This is a genomic window from Mesorhizobium sp. M0074 (genome assembly GCF_040322975.1).
In the GTDB taxonomy this organism is placed as follows: Bacteria; Pseudomonadota; Alphaproteobacteria; order Rhizobiales; family Rhizobiaceae; genus Mesorhizobium.
Genome location: NZ_JAMYUM010000028.1, coordinates 1 through 17,179 on the forward strand (window position 1 = coordinate 1; position 17,179 = coordinate 17,179).

General features: G+C 61.9%; 19 protein-coding genes. 9 read left to right on the forward strand and 10 right to left on the reverse strand.

Going from position 1 to position 17,179, the window contains the following annotated elements; all coding sequences use genetic code 11:
* Positions 1-129: 129 nt before the first annotated feature.
* Entirely contained in the window at positions 130-1,506 is a 1,377-nt protein-coding gene (locus NKJ73_RS29020) for a PRC-barrel domain-containing protein (protein ID WP_352451156.1), read from the reverse strand.
* 253 nt (positions 1,507-1,759) lie between these two features.
* Here NKJ73_RS29020 and NKJ73_RS29025 point away from each other — a divergent pair, with 253 nt between their 5' ends.
* Positions 1,760-2,680: a diacylglycerol/lipid kinase family protein gene (locus tag NKJ73_RS29025; protein WP_023678550.1), complete on the forward strand. Its 921-nt coding sequence runs from the start codon at positions 1,760-1,762 to the stop codon at positions 2,678-2,680.
* Between the two features lie 58 nt (positions 2,681-2,738).
* On the opposite strand, the gene NKJ73_RS29030 is transcribed toward NKJ73_RS29025, so the two are convergent.
* Positions 2,739-2,912 carry a hypothetical protein gene (locus tag NKJ73_RS29030; protein ID WP_023678549.1) on the reverse strand — a complete coding sequence of 58 codons (174 nt, stop codon included), beginning with the start codon at positions 2,910-2,912 and terminating at the stop codon, positions 2,739-2,741.
* Positions 2,913-3,058: 146 nt separating this feature from the next.
* On the opposite strand from NKJ73_RS29030, the gene NKJ73_RS29035 reads away from it, so the two are divergent.
* Positions 3,059-4,585, forward strand: coding sequence for a sensor histidine kinase (locus NKJ73_RS29035; RefSeq protein ID WP_352571968.1), 1,527 nt, complete (start codon positions 3,059-3,061; stop codon positions 4,583-4,585).
* A gap of 55 nt (positions 4,586-4,640) precedes the next feature.
* On the opposite strand, the gene NKJ73_RS29040 is transcribed toward NKJ73_RS29035, so the two are convergent.
* Together NKJ73_RS29040 and NKJ73_RS29045 are read right to left on the reverse strand one after the other, a co-directional pair.
* On the reverse strand, positions 4,641-5,120 hold the full coding sequence (locus tag NKJ73_RS29040; RefSeq protein ID WP_352457967.1) for a hypothetical protein: 480 nt from the start codon (positions 5,118-5,120) through the stop codon (positions 4,641-4,643).
* A 10-nt stretch (positions 5,121-5,130) separates the two neighbouring features.
* The gene (locus NKJ73_RS29045) at positions 5,131-5,457 is read right to left on the reverse strand and encodes an ElaB/YgaM/YqjD family protein (RefSeq protein WP_023678546.1); all 327 of its coding nucleotides are present in this window, start codon (positions 5,455-5,457) and stop codon (positions 5,131-5,133) included.
* Between the two features lie 161 nt (positions 5,458-5,618).
* Here NKJ73_RS29045 and NKJ73_RS29050 point away from each other — a divergent pair, with 161 nt between their 5' ends.
* Complete coding sequence (locus NKJ73_RS29050; protein WP_352571969.1) at positions 5,619-6,065, forward strand: response regulator; 447 nt, start codon at positions 5,619-5,621, stop codon at positions 6,063-6,065.
* Positions 6,066-6,095: 30 nt separating this feature from the next.
* On the opposite strand, the gene NKJ73_RS29055 is transcribed toward NKJ73_RS29050, so the two are convergent.
* The gene (locus NKJ73_RS29055; protein WP_023678544.1) at positions 6,096-6,647 is read right to left on the reverse strand and encodes a sigma-70 family RNA polymerase sigma factor; all 552 of its coding nucleotides are present in this window, start codon (positions 6,645-6,647) and stop codon (positions 6,096-6,098) included.
* 3 nt (positions 6,648-6,650) lie between these two features.
* On the reverse strand, positions 6,651-6,854 hold the full coding sequence (locus NKJ73_RS29060) for a NepR family anti-sigma factor (RefSeq protein WP_023678543.1): 204 nt from the start codon (positions 6,852-6,854) through the stop codon (positions 6,651-6,653).
* A 217-nt stretch (positions 6,855-7,071) separates the two neighbouring features.
* Here NKJ73_RS29060 and NKJ73_RS29065 point away from each other — a divergent pair, with 217 nt between their 5' ends.
* The 5 genes from NKJ73_RS29065 to NKJ73_RS29085 all read left to right on the forward strand — a co-directional run bounded on the left by NKJ73_RS29065 (position 7,072) and on the right by NKJ73_RS29085 (position 10,375).
* The gene (locus NKJ73_RS29065; protein WP_023678542.1) at positions 7,072-7,866 is read left to right on the forward strand and encodes a response regulator; all 795 of its coding nucleotides are present in this window, start codon (positions 7,072-7,074) and stop codon (positions 7,864-7,866) included.
* Positions 7,867-8,093: 227 nt separating this feature from the next.
* A complete protein-coding gene (locus NKJ73_RS29070; RefSeq protein ID WP_023678541.1) occupies positions 8,094-8,258 on the forward strand; it encodes a DUF1328 domain-containing protein in 165 nt (54 codons plus the stop codon).
* 191 nt (positions 8,259-8,449) lie between these two features.
* On the forward strand, positions 8,450-9,484 hold the full coding sequence (locus NKJ73_RS29075) for a sensor histidine kinase (RefSeq protein WP_023678540.1): 1,035 nt from the start codon (positions 8,450-8,452) through the stop codon (positions 9,482-9,484).
* A gap of 132 nt (positions 9,485-9,616) precedes the next feature.
* Positions 9,617-9,787, forward strand: coding sequence for a hypothetical protein (locus tag NKJ73_RS29080; protein WP_352571970.1), 171 nt, complete (start codon positions 9,617-9,619; stop codon positions 9,785-9,787).
* 342 nt (positions 9,788-10,129) lie between these two features.
* Positions 10,130-10,375 carry a YMGG-like glycine zipper-containing protein gene (locus tag NKJ73_RS29085; protein WP_006328050.1) on the forward strand — a complete coding sequence of 82 codons (246 nt, stop codon included), beginning with the start codon at positions 10,130-10,132 and terminating at the stop codon, positions 10,373-10,375.
* Between the two features lie 98 nt (positions 10,376-10,473).
* Here the strand turns inward: NKJ73_RS29085 and NKJ73_RS29090 are convergent, their stop codons facing one another.
* The 4 genes from NKJ73_RS29090 to xylF all read right to left on the reverse strand — a co-directional run bounded on the left by NKJ73_RS29090 (position 10,474) and on the right by xylF (position 15,645).
* Complete coding sequence (locus NKJ73_RS29090; protein WP_352571971.1) at positions 10,474-12,096, reverse strand: CHASE domain-containing protein; 1,623 nt, start codon at positions 12,094-12,096, stop codon at positions 10,474-10,476.
* Between the two features lie 129 nt (positions 12,097-12,225).
* A complete protein-coding gene (locus NKJ73_RS29095) occupies positions 12,226-13,020 on the reverse strand; it encodes an ATP-binding cassette domain-containing protein (protein WP_352571972.1) in 795 nt (264 codons plus the stop codon).
* A 77-nt stretch (positions 13,021-13,097) separates the two neighbouring features.
* A complete protein-coding gene (locus NKJ73_RS29100) occupies positions 13,098-14,462 on the reverse strand; it encodes a sugar ABC transporter permease (protein WP_352571973.1) in 1,365 nt (454 codons plus the stop codon).
* 142 nt (positions 14,463-14,604) lie between these two features.
* A complete protein-coding gene (gene xylF, locus NKJ73_RS29105; protein ID WP_352571974.1) occupies positions 14,605-15,645 on the reverse strand; it encodes a D-xylose ABC transporter substrate-binding protein in 1,041 nt (346 codons plus the stop codon).
* Between the two features lie 286 nt (positions 15,646-15,931).
* On the opposite strand from xylF, the gene NKJ73_RS29110 reads away from it, so the two are divergent.
* Positions 15,932-17,176: an ROK family protein gene (locus NKJ73_RS29110; protein WP_023678536.1), complete on the forward strand. Its 1,245-nt coding sequence runs from the start codon at positions 15,932-15,934 to the stop codon at positions 17,174-17,176.
* Positions 17,177-17,179: the final 3 nt, after the last annotated feature.

The following is a 17,179-nucleotide window of genomic DNA, read 5'->3' on the forward strand; positions in this document are numbered from 1 at the left end:
CTCAGCTTTTTGTGTCTGCGCCCTTATCCGCGCCAGCGGTGGGTGGCGCCCCGCCCCCCGCCCCCCCCCCCCCCCCCCCCCCCCCCGCCCCGCCCCCCCCCCCCGCTTCTCTGTCGGCCTGTGCGCAGCTTAGCGCATGATCATGCGCTGTTTCTCGCGATTTTGCGCATAGCTGGCCTTGTCATAGGGGGCCTGCGCCTCAAGCTGCTCCTTGGTGAAGTTCGTGTAGAGATAGCGCTTGCCGTTCTTGTCGGTCATGAATTTCAGGTTGTCCATGCCGACCGCCACCTCCTTCTCGCCGATGCCAAGGAAGCCGCCGACGTCGATGATGACTGCGTCGACCTTCTTGTCGCCGCCCAGCACGATATCGCCGATCTCGCCGACGTTGACATCGTTGGCGCCGTAAACGGTTGTTCCAACCAGATCCTCGGCCCGGATTTCGCCTATCGGCATTTCAGTCAGTGTCGACTTGTCGATCGACCCGGTCTTGGTCTGGTCTGCCGTCGTTGCGGGCGCTGGGGCATTTTGAGCCGTCTTACTGGCCTGATCAGTGTTGTTGGTCGTCGCAGTGTTATCGGTCGTGGCAGTGTTGCTGGCCGTCACAGTAGGCGTGACGACGGCTGGCGCATTAGCCGCGGCATCGTTCGACGCTGTGGTCGCCGGGGCCGGATCATAGGGCTTGCGGTCGAAATCCGGCTGCGCCGTCAGCTCTTCCTTGGTGGTTTGGGCAACCAGCCAGCGATCGCCGTTCCTCTCGGCCCACTGCGCCTTGTCGAAATCATAGGCGACGTTCTTTTCACCTATGCCGAGGAAGCCGCCGACACCGATGACCAGCGATTGCGCCTTGGCTTCCTTGTTGATGACGATGTCGTTTACGTCGCCGATGTTCTGGGCGTCGTCGCCGGTACCGTTGTAGACGGTCTCGCCGATGATATTGGTGGCAAGATTGCCTTCCGCACGCTTCACGACCGGAGCGGGGTTGTTACCGGCCGGCGCCGCCGGGGCGTTCTGCGCCGTATCGGTGGAGGTCGACGGAGCGGCAGGAGCCGTAGCCGTGGTGTCTGTCGCCGCAGGCGCCGGATCATAGGGCTTGCGGTCGAAATCCGGATGAGCCGTCAGCTCATCCTTCGTCGTTTGCGCTATCAGCCAGCGATCGCCATTTCTTTCGGCCCATTGCATCTTGCTGAAGTCGAAGGCGACGTTCTTGGTCCCAATGCCGAGGAACCCGCCGACGCCGATGACGATGGATTTTACCTGGCCGCGTTCGTCGAAGACGACATCGGTGACCTTGCCGATATTCTCTGCATTGTCGCCGGTGCCGTTATAAACCGACTCGCCGATGATATTGGTGACAAGACTGCCCTCGGCGCGTTGCACCGGAGCGGCTGGAGCGGAATTCTCTACGGCGGGTGCTTGCGCCGGCGCCGGGGTCGTCGCCGATTGCGCAAATGCACCCGTCGCAATCAATGTTGCGACTGCTGTCGTGGTTAAAAGGGTGCGGATCATCTTAGTGTCTCCTCGTCGGTGATTTCGTGCACGCCGTACCCGCATAGCGTCGCTGCGGGCGCAGCGTCTTCTGCATGTTCACAACGTTGTGACCACACTGTTGTTCCGAAAAAAGCCGTGGCGCACCCGGTGCCATGTCGAAGGTTCTCGGATTCGCCACGCTGGTCGAAAGGAACATTTTCTCGGCCGCCCCGTTCCACTCCCGGCTGGGACCCCGTCCCGGCCGGATAGGTGTTGGAAAAATGGAGCGGCCATGCGGTTTGCAGCGGTGCTGAACAAGGACGGCGGCACCCTGCGCACCATCGATCTTGAGGCCTTCGCCGGCCGGATCCGCGGTACGCTTGAGGCTGCTGGTCACTCGATCGATATCGACATCGCCGCCGGCAAGGATATCGTCGCCACGCTGGACGACATAGCTTCCAGGCGCGGCATCGACGTCGTGCTGGCGGGCGGCGGCGACGGCACCATCTCGGCCGCGGCAGCCCGTTTGATGAATGGGGAGAAGGCGCTTGCAATTCTGCCGGCTGGCACAATGAATCTTTTTGCGCGCGGCCTCGGCATTCCGCAGACCCTTGATGCGGCACTGAAATCGTTTGCCGACGGCGAGGTGATGGCAATTGACATTGCAACAGCCAACGGCCGGCCTTTCGTACATCAATTCTCGATCGGCATGCACGCCAGGATGGTGCAACTGCGACAGAAGATGGAATTCGGCTCGCGGCTGGGGAAGATGCGTGCCTCGGTGCGGGCCGCTTGGGCAACGATCAACAACCCGCCGGCCATGAACGTAACGCTGACGGTCGGTGAGGCCGAGATCAGAACGCGGATCACCGGCATCGGCATCACCAACAATCTGTTCGGCGAGGGCCACCTGCCCTATGCCGATAATCCGGCAGGCGGCGTGCTGGGCATCTATGTCACCGTGGCAAGGCGGCGCGGCGAGTTGATCAGGTTCCTCTTTGACGTCGCCCGTGGGAAATGGCGCGGCAACGAGCATGTCGAAATCCATCAGGCAAACCGCGCCGTTTTGAAAATCCATTCGACGAACAGGAAAGTTCAGGCCGTCATGGACGGCGAACTGGTAAAGCTCGATCGCGAGACGACCATCGAAATCCATCCGCGCGCGTTGAATGTTCTCGTCCCGGCGCGCGCTGTCGAGGCAAAGGTTGCCTGACGTGGGATGCGTGATGTGGGGTTGCGTGATGCAAACTGGCGCGAGCGATGGAGAGAACCTAGCCGCTGGGCGTGTTGCCCTGTTCGGTCTTCGGCGTCTCGATCATCCAGCCGTAGATTTCGGCGACGCCCCAGGCGATAAAAGTCAGCAACAGCGCGGCGATCAGGATACGAAGGACATGCCGACCCCGCCGCCCTTGACGGGCTTTGTTTTCAGGAATGGTTTTTGGCATTGTCTGGCTCCATATTTGGCGCCGGCAGGCGTAACTGGCGGGGCGTTGGCTGGTAACGGTCCCCCGCCGCGAAAGTTCCGGCTCTGCAAGGCAGCAGACGGGCCGGTTGGTCTGACCAATCAGCGGAGCCGGCCACCGGGGGCATAGTGGACGACAATAGCCAGAACACGCCGGGCCTGCCGGCCGATATTCGCCGTGTGGTGGGCGCTGCGGACCGCCTTGCCGTGCTGCACGGCCTCGACACGCTGGACGGGGCTGCCGACCCTGATTTCGATCGTATCGGCGGTCTTGCCGCTTCGGCTATGCAAACGTCTGTCGCACTGATCACGCTGGTCGATGCCGAGCGGCAGTGGTTCAAGTCCTGTATCGGCCTCGACGAGACCGAAACCGCAACCGAGACATCGTTCTGCGCCTATACCATCGCAGCCGGCAACGTGCCGATGGTGGTGGCCGACGCGGCGGCGGATCCGCGGTTCAAAGCCAATCCGCTGGTCACCGGCGAGCATCATATCCGCTTTTACGCAGGCGTGCCCATCGTAATCGACGGCGCGCTGATCGGCACGCTGTGCGTGCTCGACCGGAAGCCGCACGCACGTCCCTCCTCTGTCCAGCTCGACCAGCTGTCGGCGCTGGCCGGCCTTGCCGCCAGCCTGTTCACGCTGAAGGATGCAACCCGCAGTGCGGCGATTGCCAAGGCAGCACTGGTTCGAGAGGAAAAGCGGCGCGCTATCGCGCTCGACGCGGCTTCGCTTGCCAGCTGGGCATGGGATATCCGCAGCGATATGATCGACTGCGATGTCCTGCTGTCCGAATTGTTCAACCTGCCGAAGTCGAACAGGCTGAGGGCGCGCGACATCCTGACCGCCATCGACCCGCGCGACGTTCACCAGACCGAAACACGCTTTCGCGACGCGTTGACCGGCAGCGACGATTATTTTGGCGAATACCGTGTCAAAGGCCTCGATCCGCCGCGATGGATCGCAACGCGCGGCCGCGTCATAGAGCGCGACGGCGAGGGCAAGCCAACGCTGATCTTCGGCGTCAACTACGATATTACCGAACGCAAGCTTGGCGACGAACGTCAACGGCTGTTGCTGCGCGAGCTCAATCACCGCGTCAAGAACACTTTGGCAACCGTACAGGCGCTGGCGACGCAGACCGTTCGCCATGCCCGCCAGCCAAGCGAATTCCTCGAAGCCTTCAGCGCCAGGCTGCAGGCACTGGGCGTTGCGCACAGCCTGCTGTCGGACCGCGAGTGGCGCGGCATCGGCATCCGCGAGCTGGTGGAGATCGAGCTAAAGCCGTTCCAAGCCGCCGGACAATCGCGCATGGCGATCTCCGGCGCCGATGTCCTGCTGTCACCCGACCAGGCAGTCGGGCTCGGGCTGATCCTGCATGAACTGGCAAGCAACGCACTGCAATACGGGTCGCTCTCGGTTTCCTCCGGAAAGGTCGATCTCGATTGGAGGGTACAAGGCAGGAAGGGCGCACGGCGTCTGTTGCTGGCCTGGCGTGAAAGCGGCGGCCCGCGGGTTGCGCCGCCCAAACGCCATGGCTTCGGCTCGATCCTGATCCGCCGCAGCCTGGCCAAGGTCATTTCCAGCGAGGTGACCCATGAATTCCGGCCGGAAGGCGTGGTCGCCGAAATATCGATTCCGCTCGAAGATTTGTGACGCCAGCATTTTGCGACCGGCGCCAGAATCGTTTGCCCCGAACTATCCCTCCGAACTATTCCCGTTTGCCGATATCCGGATCATCGGAGCCGCGCTTCACGTTCTCGCGGTAGATAGCGTAGGCAGCGAGTGCTATCGCCGGGCCGAGAATCGCGCCCAGTCCGGCCTTCCCCGGGCCACCTTTGCCCTTGAGCAGCGCCGGCAGCACGGCGAGTACCGCAGTGATGCCGATAGCCTTCATGTCGGCGTTGCGTCGCTTCGCGCGGCGCCTGGCGCGCGAGCCGGCCGACATCCGGTAGACGAGCAGGATGAGACCGGCGATTGCCAGAAAGCCGATCCCGAAGCTCAGGGAAGCTGCCATCGGCCCATAGCGGGCCGCCGTCCAGATATAGGCCGCCCCGACGAGGAAGCCGAGGCCGCACAGCGCCGCGAGCGCTGCGATCGAATAGACAATCGCAGCGACGCGTGCGCGTTGCACCGCCGCAATGGTTTCGCCCGAGGCGAGGCCCGAGATCAGCGATGCAAGCATTCCCATGCGTGCAGAACTAACGGCGCGCGAGAAGAGCGAAGAGGAATCCGACGCCTGCGGCGATCGCCAGCGAAGTCACCGGTTTTTCGCGCATATGCGCTATCATCTGCGCCTCGATGTCCCTGGCGTTGCTGCGCAGGCTGTCGAAGGCTGCCTCGCCCTGGGTTCGCAACTGCTCGACGCTTTCGGCGGCGGCTCGCCGTGCTGCCCCGTAGCCATGTTCGCCAGTTTTGGCCAACAGCTTGGTAAGTTGGTCGATGTCGGCCTTCAATTGTGCGATGTCGGCCTCAATATCGGAATTCGTGCGGGCTTCGTTCGCGGCCTTTCCTGCGGCAGTCGCCATTGCTTCACTCTCCATGCTTTTGCTCGGTCGAAACGCCCGACAGACCCCAAGGTTCCGGCACGAACCTCTTCTAACCCTATCTCCGGCAGCGCGCGTTGCAAATGCCTTGCACGGGCCGAGGCCGACGCATCCGCGCCGGCACATCTTTTTTAAATGACAGCATGCCAAATACCGATCATGACTTCCCCCGTTTCACGTTAGAGACGCATTTAAGGAGATATTGCTGCGTGCGCCCATCGCTTGACGGTTTGCGGATTCTTATCCTGGAAGATGAGTTCCTGATTGCCATGGATATCGAGCAGCTTTGCCGCGACTACGGCGCGCTCGATGTGGTCATCGCCCGTGATCTGACTGAGATCGAACAGCAAGACGTTGCCGCGCAATTCGATGTGGCCATCGTCGACCTCATGCTGAGCGGCGTTTCGACGCTCCAATTTGCTTCGCGGCTGCGTGAAGCGGGCATCCCGTTCGTCTTCGCCTCGGGCTATTCAGATACCGACGAGATCAAGAAATCCTTTCCCGGCGTCAGGCTGGTCACCAAGCCCTATTCGGGAGACGATCTCGTCGAGGCAGTGGTAACGGCCTGCAGGCGCACGCCTCTTCGCTGAGGCGCGGAGCGGTTCGAACACGCCGGCGCTTCACGCAGCCGTCGACCCGGTTACCTGAGCCGAAATTGCGTCCGGGCCATACTCGTCTTCACCGGAGATCTTCAGGATTTCCTGCAGCCGTGTGCGGGCGCGGCTGACGCGGCTCTTGATCGTTCCGACGGCGCAGCCGCAGATCTCGGCTGCTTCCTCGTAGGAGAAGCCCGACGCGCCGATGAGGATAATGGCTTCGCGCTGGTCTTCTGGCAGCAATTCGAGCGCGCCGCGAAAGTCTTCGAGGTCAAGCTGGCCGTGCTGGGCCGGGTGAACGGCAAGCCTGGCCGTCATGACGCCATCGCTGTCCTGCACCTCGCGGCCGCGCTTGCGCATCTGCGAATAGAATTCGTTGCGCAAGATCGTGAACAGCCATGCCTTCAGGTTGGTGCCGGGCTGGAAGCTTTCATGCTTGTCCCAGGCCTTGACCAATGTTTCCTGCACCAGGTCGTCGGCCTTGTCGGCGTTTTGCGTCAGCGACACGGCAAAAGCCCGCAGGCTCGGGATCGAGCCGAGCAAGTCGGTCTTAAAGCCCTGGGAGACGGCCGCCATGCCTCAGTCCTTCTTTTGTACAGGTTCGGCCTTTTCCAACTGGCTGAGCAGTTGGGCGAAGCGATCCGGCACATTGTCGGAGACCAGCTCGTCATAGTATTGTTTGAGTTTACGGCCGATTTCCGAGTTCGGCCCAAGCGGGTCGCGGGAAGCAGCCCGGCGCCCGTTGCCAACGCCACCCATGGTAGCTTTCGTCATGTTCTTCATTTCGCCCTTTTGTCCCAGCCTTAAGCCGCCCTTCAACACATAACGCAATGCAAGCGGCAGCCTCGTCTGGTTGCCCAACCCGCCCTTAAACGCCAGCCTCACATATTAGTTCCGCACGATTGGAACCTTTTTCAAGGAGCCAGCGTTTCAATTGCTGGGCTTGCAAACCGTTTTTAGCTGTAACATGCAATCACGTCATATGAGGGAGACGTCCACTATGAGCCTATCAGCAACCATCGCTCCGCACCTGCCGTTCCTGCGCCGCTTCTCGCGCGCCGTATCCGGATCGCAAGAGAGCGGCGACGCGCTGGTCGCCGCAATGCTCGAGGCCATCATTGCCGATGTCGACATCTTTCCGGACGCATCGAACGACCGCATCGCGCTCTACAAGGTCTTTGCCAAGCTCTTCACCTCGGTGGCCATTCGCGTTCCGCAGGAGCATGCCCAGTCGGCATGGGAACAGCGCGCCGCGGCCAATCTGAATGCAATTGCGCCTCGTCCCCGCCAAGCCTTTCTGCTGGTGGCGGTCGAAGGCTTCAGCGAAGACGAGGCGGCGGAGATTCTCGACGTCGACGAACAGGAATTCTCCGAACTCCTCGCGCAGGCGAGCAACGAGATCTCCCGTCAGGTGGCAACCGACGTGCTGATCATCGAGGATGAGCCGCTGATCGCCATGGATATCGAGGAAATGGTCGAAAGCCTCGGCCACCGCGTCGTCGGAACGGCGCGCACCCACGCCGAGGCGGTGGCGATGTTCGGCAAGGCGCGGCCAAAGATGGTGCTTGCCGATATCCAGCTTGCCGACGGAAGTTCGGGCATAGCGGCCGTGAATGAGATCCTGTCGTCGACCTCGGTACCGGTGATCTTCATCACCGCCTTTCCCGAGCGCCTGCTCACCGGCGAGCGGCCGGAACCGGCTTTCCTGGTTACCAAGCCGTTCAATCCGGACATGGTCAAGGCTCTTATCAGCCAGGCCCTGTTCTTTGACCGGCACGCGAAAGCCGCGGCATGAAACAGCCGGCGGCCGAACTGCGGCCGCCGGGATAGCCATTCCCTTGGATCAGATGGGGCGTGACGCCGGCTCAACTCACTGGCAACCAACTGGGGCAACCAACTGGACCTTTCCACACACCGCGGCAATTCGGGCCCTGAAGATTTTCAGCATCGTCTTTTTCGGAAAATGGTGGAACAAACGGAGGCGAATCACGTTTTCACCGCAGCATTGGAAGGAGATCGATCATGCTTTACTGGGCGCTCGTATTTCTCGTCGTGGCGATCATCGCCGGTGCGCTTGGTTTCGGCGGCATCGCTGGCACCTCGGCCGGCATAGCGCAGATATTGTTCTTCATCTTTCTCGCCTTCCTGATCATATCGCTTATTGCCGGCCTGATCAGACGAGCGTGAATGCCAAGCGGCCATTCAAGCGAACACTGGAAGCCGCACCCCTCAAACGGTTTCCAGCCACCGCCGGGCAGTGTCCTCCAACGGGATGCCGCTCGGCGGACCGCTTTTTAAGGCTTGATACGAAGCTCCTCCTTTTGGAACCCATTTTTCCGCGAACCGTTCAGCCCGACATGGGTTGAGCAAATTGACCGATGCGTTCCAGAGTCGGAAAAATGAAAGACCGCGGCCAGAGTGATGAGATCATCGCTTTGCATCCTGCCGAAAGCGGGATGCAGCTTGGCCGGGCCCTTCTCCATGCACTGCACAATGCCGGGATTTCCGTCCTATACCAGGATCGCGAGATGAAGACGGTGTGGGCGCGCAACATGCGCGCGCCCTGGACTTCCGATGCCTCCGACAACAACGGCATCTTGCCGCCGGCGCAGGCGGAGCGTATCGGCGCCGCCAAGCACGACGTCATCGCATCCGGCAATCCTCAACATCTTGAACTCAGCGTGCCGGCCGATGACGGCGCCCGCTGGTTTCAGGTGTGGATAGACGCCGACCGCAGCGAGACCGGCGCGGTGCAGGGCGTCGTGACCACCATGGTCGAAACAACCGAGCAGAAACGCCGGGAGCAGACGTTGAAGGCGCTGCTGCGCGAAGTCAGTCATCGCTCCAAGAACCTTTTGGCCATCATCCAGAGCATCGCCACCCAGACGGGCCGTTATTCCGGCAGCATTGACGATTTCCTGACGCGCTTCCGGGGCCGATTGCAGTCGCTGGCCTCCTCGCAGGATTTGGTTACGTCATCCAACTGGCGGGGAGCGGCGCTGCGCGAGCTGGTTTCCGGTCAGGTCGGCAGGTACGGCGCGGATCCCTTGCACAGCCTACGCTTCCGCGGCGCAAATCCATATCTCAACCCCAATGCCGCCTTGCACATCGGCTTGGCCATGCATGAGCTCGCCGTCAATTCGGTCAGCTATGGCGCGCTGTCGCGCAGCGACGGTTTCGTCGAGGTGACGGCCGATCTGACGGCAGCTTCCGCTGGCGAGCCTGCGCTGTCGCTGACATGGGCCGAAGTGATCGGAGCCAACGACAATCAGCGCAGTGAGAAGCGTTTTGGCAGCGTCGCGCTCGAACGCGTCGTGCCCACTTCATTGAATGGAACGGCGACACTTGAGATCACCGGGAACCGCCTCGAATACCGCCTTGTCGTTCCTCACGGCAATTTCGAGACGGATTAACGAGCGGCGGTCGCCGCGCGAAGGCTTGCTGCGCATCGCCATCTTTAACCGACTGTTCACCATAAAGTCCGATCCTGTCCGAACGTGCCGATCCACCGGATTGAGTTTGGCACAAAATGAAGGGAATGGGCCTTGACGGCTGCCGACTTGAACAGACTGGAACAGGCCGCTCGCGTCTCGATGGGCGGTTTTCAGGATCCCGACGCGTCCGCAGCGCCCGCGCCTCGTGCTTCGCCCCTCCGCTTCGCCGCCGTCGCGCTTATTGCCGCGATCGTCCTGACCGCCGCGTCCCAACTGATCTGAATCGAACTCGCCTCTGCTTGATCGCTTTGAAACCACTGCCCGAGTGCTCGGCCGTGCCCGTTCGCGGTCACCGACCTGCAGGGCCAGGCCCAACATGCCGTCGCCAGATGCCTTGCCGTCGATCCGGCGAGACCGACTATGACAGGATCGTCTGGAACGTGCGTCCCAGCGGCACGCTCGATGCGTCCTTGGAGATTTCCGGGTTCGTGGTAGCATCGAACGGCGCACGCCCCGAAAAAGACTATCTTAATCAACAATGAAATCGTGCGGGCAAAGGCCGTACTTTCATGCTAAATGGCGGCTGGAGCTTATTAAAGTGAGGACAAAAGTGAGGATGACTCCATGCGGAAGATGATTATTGCCATGGTTGCCGTGGTTGCGGTCAGCGGCTGCACCACCACGGAAGAGAACGTGGGTATCGGCACTGTGGGCGGCGCGCTCATTGGTGGCGCTGTCGGCGGCGGCAAGGGCGCTTTGATCGGCGCCGGCGCTGGTGCGATTGGCGGTCTGCTCGTTCGCCGTCTGCAAAATGGCTACTGCCAATACAGAGATCGTCACGGCCGGATTTACACAGCTCGCTGCAACTAGTTTCGAGCTCCAGGCGAACAGCAAACGCGGAGGCAGGCCACCTGTCTCCGCGTTTGCCCTTTAAAGCGCTGTTGCGACGCGGCCCACGAGACGGCGTTTCAGGCCGGCAGCGGAACCCTGATTTCCACGTTCAAGCCATCTTCGCGAAAATCGCGCCTGATTGTGCCACGCAATTCGCGCGTGACGTTGAGATCGATCAGTCTGGTGCCAAAACCGCTCTTTGCCGGTGTCTCGAGCTTCTTCTGACCGGCCTCGCGCCAGTTGAGAGCCAATGTCCGGGTGCCGCTACGGGCTTCGAGCGACCAGTCGACCTTCAGCGCACCGACTGAATTGCCGGCTTCGCCATGCTTCAGCGCATTCGTCGCGAGTTCGTGAAAGACGAGGCCGAGTGCCTGCGTCGTCTTTTCATCGAGAAGAACCTGCGGTCCCGACAGCAGCCCTTCAGGAAGCTCACTGCCGAACACCTGGCCTAGCTCGATGCGCAGCAGGTCGCCGAGATCGGCTTTCTGCCAGCGTGAGCGCGTCAGCATGTCCTGGGAAGCCGCCATCGCCTGCAGCCGGGCCGAGAAAGAAGCCGAGAATTCCTGGACGTCGGTGGTGTGCGATGCTGTCTGGCGCGCGATTGCCAGCACCCGCGTGATCGAGTTCTTGATGCGATGCTTCATCTCCTGCAGCATCAGGTCTTTTTCCAGCAGGCTCTTTTCGGTCGTTTCGTGAAGCAGCGAGACCGCCTCATAGGCCCGCTCCTGATAGCGGGCCACCAGCGCGATGGCGCCCGCAAGCAGCAGTCCGAACAATCCGAGCATCACCGGGATGGCGCGCGAGGAAGGTTGCGAGAAAGCACTTGTCGGCCTGAACAGGACGACCCACGGCCGGCCGGCGACGGTGATCTTGCGGGTGACCAGCAGCCTGTCGCCGAGGCTCGAAACTGGCGGCGTTTCCGATTGGAACAGCAGGTTGTCGCTGTCCACCGTGCCGTCATAGATCTCGGTGTTGACCGGCAGCAATGGTGCCCGGCTGAGCGCAGCCTGGAACACATCACGGGCGCGGAAGGCCGCATAAAGGAAGCCGGCAGTCGAGGATCTCGTCGCGTTCACGGCGTCCGGCGCGGTTTCGACATTGAGCCGGACGAAGACGAGGAACCCGGTAAAGGTCTGCGCGGCACCCGTATCCTTGCCGAACTGCACGAGCCCGCTGGCGTGCTGCTGGTCGTCGGCCATCGCCTTTTCGATCGCCTCGCGCCGCGCCGGCCCGGTGAACATGTCGTAGCCGATGCTGGATTTGTTGGACGGATCCAGCGGTTCGAACAGCACGATGGGCGTACGCCACGGTAAGTTCGTGTCGGGATAGATCGGATGGCTTGCGCCGTGATCGTGCAGGATGTCGCGCTCGACCGCCGCCTCGTTGCCAGTTTTCGCCAGGCGGACGAAACCGATGCCGCGCAGGCCGGCGAAATTATTGTCGATGTCGAGCGCGTTGAAGAAGGCCTTGAACTCGCCCTGCGAGATACCGCCATTGCGTGCGTCGAACAGCGCCCGGGTCGAACGCAGCAGCGACAGGTCCAGGTCGATGCGGCTTTCGATCCGGTTAAGCGCATCGTCTGCCGTCGCCTCGAATTTAATGCGGGCCGCCTCTTGGGTGGCAAAATAGGCAAAACCCGCCATCGTCAGGCTGATCAGCGCGACGGCGATAAAAGCGACGGTCGGAAAAAGCTTCTTCAATTGCTGATACGTCCCGTGGACGGTTCGGCATCTTTATGGGCAAGTCCTGACGCCAACACAATGGCGAGGCCAAAGCATGGTGACGGCTGGCACATTTTGGCGGCTTGTGATTAGCCGGCTAATTCTCGTTCATGCGGCGATCTTCAGCGCGCCCGGCCCCGGAATGGCGCCGGGTGGGCACTTGCCGAGGATGATCATGCCGAGCACCTCGTCCTGGGTGACGTCGGTTGTGCGCGCCGTTCCGACAACCCGACCGTTCTTCATGACGCAGACACGGTCGGCAAGCTCGAACACGTCGTGAATATCATGGCTGATCAGGAAGATGCCGATGCCGTCGGCCTTGAGCTGCCTGACCAGTTCGCCGACCTGCGCCGTCTCTTGCGGCCCGAGTGCCGCCGTCGGCTCGTCCATGATCAGGATGCGAGCATTGAACAGGATGGCGCGGGCGATCGCCACCGACTGCCGCTGGCCGCCCGATAGCTTTACCACCGGCTCCTTGAAGCGTTGGAAACGCGGATTGAGCCTGCCCATCACCTTGCGCGCCTCGGCCTCCATGGCGACGTCGTCGAGCGTACCCCAGCTGGTCATCAGCTCGCGGCCGAGAAACAGGTTGGCGGCCGCATCGACATTGTCGGCCAGCGCCAGCGTCTGGTAGATCGTCTCGATGCCGTACTTCTTGGCGTCGCGGGGATTGGAGATCGAAGCCTCCTCGCCGTTGACGAAAATCTGGCCCGCATCGCGCTTGTAGGCGCCGGACAGGATTTTTATCAACGTCGACTTGCCGGCACCGTTGTGACCGAGCAAAGCCATCACCTCGCCCGGGAAAAGGTCGACAGAGGCATCGTCGACGGCGCGAATGCCGCCGAAAGCGATGGAGATGTTGCGCATGTCGATCAGCGGCGTGGGAGCGGTTTTGTCTGCCATGCTCGTCCTTCCTCCCTATAGATCCTGCTTGAGCGTCAAGTTGTACGAAAACCGGTTTCCACCTTGCGGGATCATGCTCAGACCCGTTTGCGATAGACGGTATCGAGCCACACCGCGACCACCAGCACGGCTCCGACAACGATGCTCTGCAGCGGCGAATCGATGCCGAGCAGCACCATGCCGGACTGCAGCGACTGCATCAAAAGCGCGCCGAGCATGGCGCCGAGCACTGTGCCGGAGCCGCCGGCGAGCGACGTGCCGCCGATCACCGCCGCCGCGATGACCAGGAGCTCGTCCAGCGTGCCCAGCGCATTGGTCGACGAGTTCTGCCTGGCTGACGAGATCGCTGCGGCGATCGTCGCCAGCACGCCCATGATCATGAACACCTTCATGGTCACCCAGCGCGTGTTGATACCGGCAAGGTTGGCTGCTTCCGGATTGCCGCCGATGGCGAAGACATAGCGGCCGAAACGGGTACGCTTGGCGATGAAGGTCATGATCAGCCCTACGGCTACAGCCATCAGCACGGGTATGGCGATGCCATGGGCGATGAACAGCCCGCCTTCGGGAACGGTTATATTGTTGGCCGCCGCATATCTGTTCACGATGCCGACCGGCCAAGGATAGGAATTGGCAAGCCATATGGCGCCCATGATGACAAGGCAAGTGACGGCCCCGAGGAACGTCTCGGCCCAGATCGGGCGTAACGGGAAGCGGAACCGCTTGCGCTGCACCCGCCCGTTGAGCAGCATGAACACAACCGCCAGGCACGCGACAATTCCGACGATCCAGCTCCATCGCGCACCGATCGAACCCGTCGGTCCGCCGCCCATCAGCTGGAAAGTGGCATCTAGCGGCGCAATCGTCTGCCCACTGGCGACCCACCATGCGGCACCCCGCCAGACCAGAAGGCCGCCCAGCGTCACGATGAAGGCCGGCACCTCGAGATAAGCGATGATGTATCCCTGGAACGCTCCGATCAGAAGGCCAAGCGCCAGGCCGATGGCCAGCGCCAGGATCCAGATCCAGGGGTTGCCTAATTGCAGACCGACCATTCGCACCAGGAAATGCACCTGCGCAAAACCCATGACCACGCCGATCAGGCCTTCGGCGGAGCCGACCGACAGGTCGATATTGCGCATGACGATAACCAGCACCATTCCGGCGGCCATTATGGCCACGGCCGAAGTCTGCACCGACAGGTTCCAGAGATTGCGTGGCGTCAGGAAGGTCCGGCTGTCGAAGTCGAACGGATTGACGCCGAGCCGTACGCTGGAAATGACATGCAGGCCGACCCAGATGACCAGCAGCGCGCCGACCATGCCGAGCATGCGCGTGTCGAGTTCGGTTGCCTTGAGAAATCGGGCAACGATGCCGAGCTCGGATTCCCGTGCCCGGTCTGCCGTGCTGTCGACCGGCGTGTTGGACGTCGTGTCGGTCATGATGTTTCTCCCGCCGGGTTGCCGTCTGCCGCGGATGCCGGAAGCAGCCTAGAAGTTATCCGCCGGAAGCGGAAAAACAACTCTTGTTGAAAAAACGCCGCGGCGAGCGGCCGCGGCGTTCGGACTTCTCGGAAACGTCGGCTCAGTTGCAGACTGCAACAGCGCCAGCCGTCACGCCGGCGCAGACCTCTTCTTTCTTGATCCAGCCGGCGTCGATGACGACGTTGAGGTTGTCCTTGGTGATGGCGACCGGGGTCAGGAACAGCGACTTGACGGTATTGCCGCCGGGCGTGGTGAAATCCTTCACGCCGGCAATGTCGGTCATCTGCTTGCCGTCGGCCAGTTGCGAGGCGATCTCGGCGGCATTCTTGCCGAGCTCGCGCGCATCCTTCCACACCGACACGGTCTGTGTGCCGAGCGCGATGCGGTTCAGCGCGGCGTGGTCGCCGTCCTGGCCCGAAACCGGAACCGATCCGGCCAGCCCTTGCGCCGTCAGCGCGGCGACGACGCCGCCGGCAGTGCCGTCATTAGCGGCGACCACGGCATCGACCTTGTTGTCGTTGGCGGTCAGGAACTGTTCCATGTTCTTCTGAGCGTTGGCCGGCAGCCAGCCGTCCGTATAGGCCTCGCCGACATTCTTGATCTTGCCGCCGTCAATGGCCTCCTTCAGCACCTCCATCGAACCGGCAAACAGGAAATCGGCATTCGGATCGGAACCCGAACCCTTGATGAAGACGTAGTTGCCTTCCGGCTTCACCTTGAAGACTTCGCGGGCCTGCATGCGGCCGACTTCCTTGTTGTCGAAGGTCAGATAGAACACGTCCTTGTTCTCGATCAGCCGGTCATAGCCGACGACCGGGATGCCTTCGTCCAGTGCCTTCTGCACGGCCGGCCCGATGGCCGAGGCGTCCTGCGCCAGGATGATCAGTGCGCTGGCGCCCTGCGAGATCAGGCTCTCGACGTCGGTGAGCTGCTTGCCGGGGTTGGACTGTGCGTCGGCGGAAATATACTTGTCGCCTGCGGCCTCAATGGCCGCCTTCATTGCGGCCTCGTCGGTCTTCCAGCGCTCTTCCTGGAAGTTCGACCAGGAAACGCCGATGACCTTGTCTTTAGCCTGCGCCACCGACGCCAGCGCCAGCGTCATGGCGACACCCGCCAGAATGGCGGTCGTGAATTTCTTCATCATATCCTCCCTGCGCCGCGTACGGCGTGACCAATTGGCTCAAAGACCAGCTTAGAAGCTCTAATTTTTTCGAGCCTCGAAAAAATACTGGCCCGATCTCCGGCTGCTGTCAACATCGATTCTGATGGATTTTGATGACTCTGCGAGTTTTTTCGAGCGTCGGAATAAACGATGACAGCGCCACCTGCATCTGACACTATTTGCCTGCGTCCGACACTATTTGTCGGACATTACCGACGGCTTCCGGTTCATGAGCGGCCGCGGCAACCGGGAGGAAAGCAAAACAATGTCGGTCGGAATCCGCCATGACGATTTGCGCCGGCGCAACCGGGCGATGGTGATCTCGGCGGTGCGCCGGGCCGGCCAGCCATCGCGTACTGAGATCGCAGCTACTACCGGCCTCAGTCATTCGACCATATCGGCGATCTCTTCCGACCTGATACGGGAAGGCATCCTCGCCGAGAGCAAGGCAAGTGAGCCCGTTTCGTTGAAACGCGGTCGTCCGCAGGTCGGCCTCGCCCTCAACCCGGAAGCGGCGGCGGTGCTGACCGTGGTGTTGTCGCTGAATTTCCTGTCGGCCGCCATTATCGACTATACGGGACAGGTGGTCGCCGAGGAACAGCGCCGGCTGGACACGCTGACCATGCCGCGCGACGAGCTGATCCGTGAATGCATGGCCATCGTCCGGCGCCGGCTGCAGGATCCAGACCTTGACGTCCGCAGTGTCGCCCGCATCGCCCTGGCGATTCAGGGCATTACCGACTCCCCTGCACGCGCCATGCTGTGGTCGCCGATCACGCCGCAGACCGACATCGCCTTTGCCGACATGCTGGAGGACGAATTCGGCATCCCGGCAACGGTGGAGAACGACTGCAACATGATGGCGGTGGCTTTGCGCTGGCGCAATCCGGATCGCTATCGCGACGACTTCATCGCCATCCTGCTTTCGCATGGCATCGGCATGGGGCTGGTGCTGAAGGGCGAACTGTTCACCGGGACGCATTCCTCGGGTGGCGAATTTGGCCACATGATCCATCGTCCGGGCGGCGCGCTCTGCCGTTGCGGGCGGCGCGGCTGCATCGAGGCCTATGCCGGCAACTACGCCATCTGGCGCAACGCCAGGCAGATGAGCGAAGAAAGCGAACCGATCGCCGACGTCAGCGACGCCGACATGCGAGCACTGGCGGCCCGGGCGCGCGAGAAAGATGGGCCGGAACGCGAGGCCTACCGCAAGGCCGGCGAAGCGCTGGGTTTCGGTCTCGGCTCGCTGTTCGCGCTGATCGATCCGGCACCGGTCGCGATGGTCGGCGCCAGTGCCGCCGCCTTCGATCTGATCGAGCCGGCCTTGCGGAAGGCAATCGCCCAGACCGCCGGCGGCCAGCATTCGGACTCGATCTCCTTCGATACAGAGCCGAACGAATTGCCGCTGATCCGCGAAGGCTGCGCGATGCGGGCGCTAAGCTTCGTCGACCAGGAGATTTTCGCGCCGGGCGCGCAAATGAGGCCCAGCGTCAGAAAGAACGTAGCCTGACCA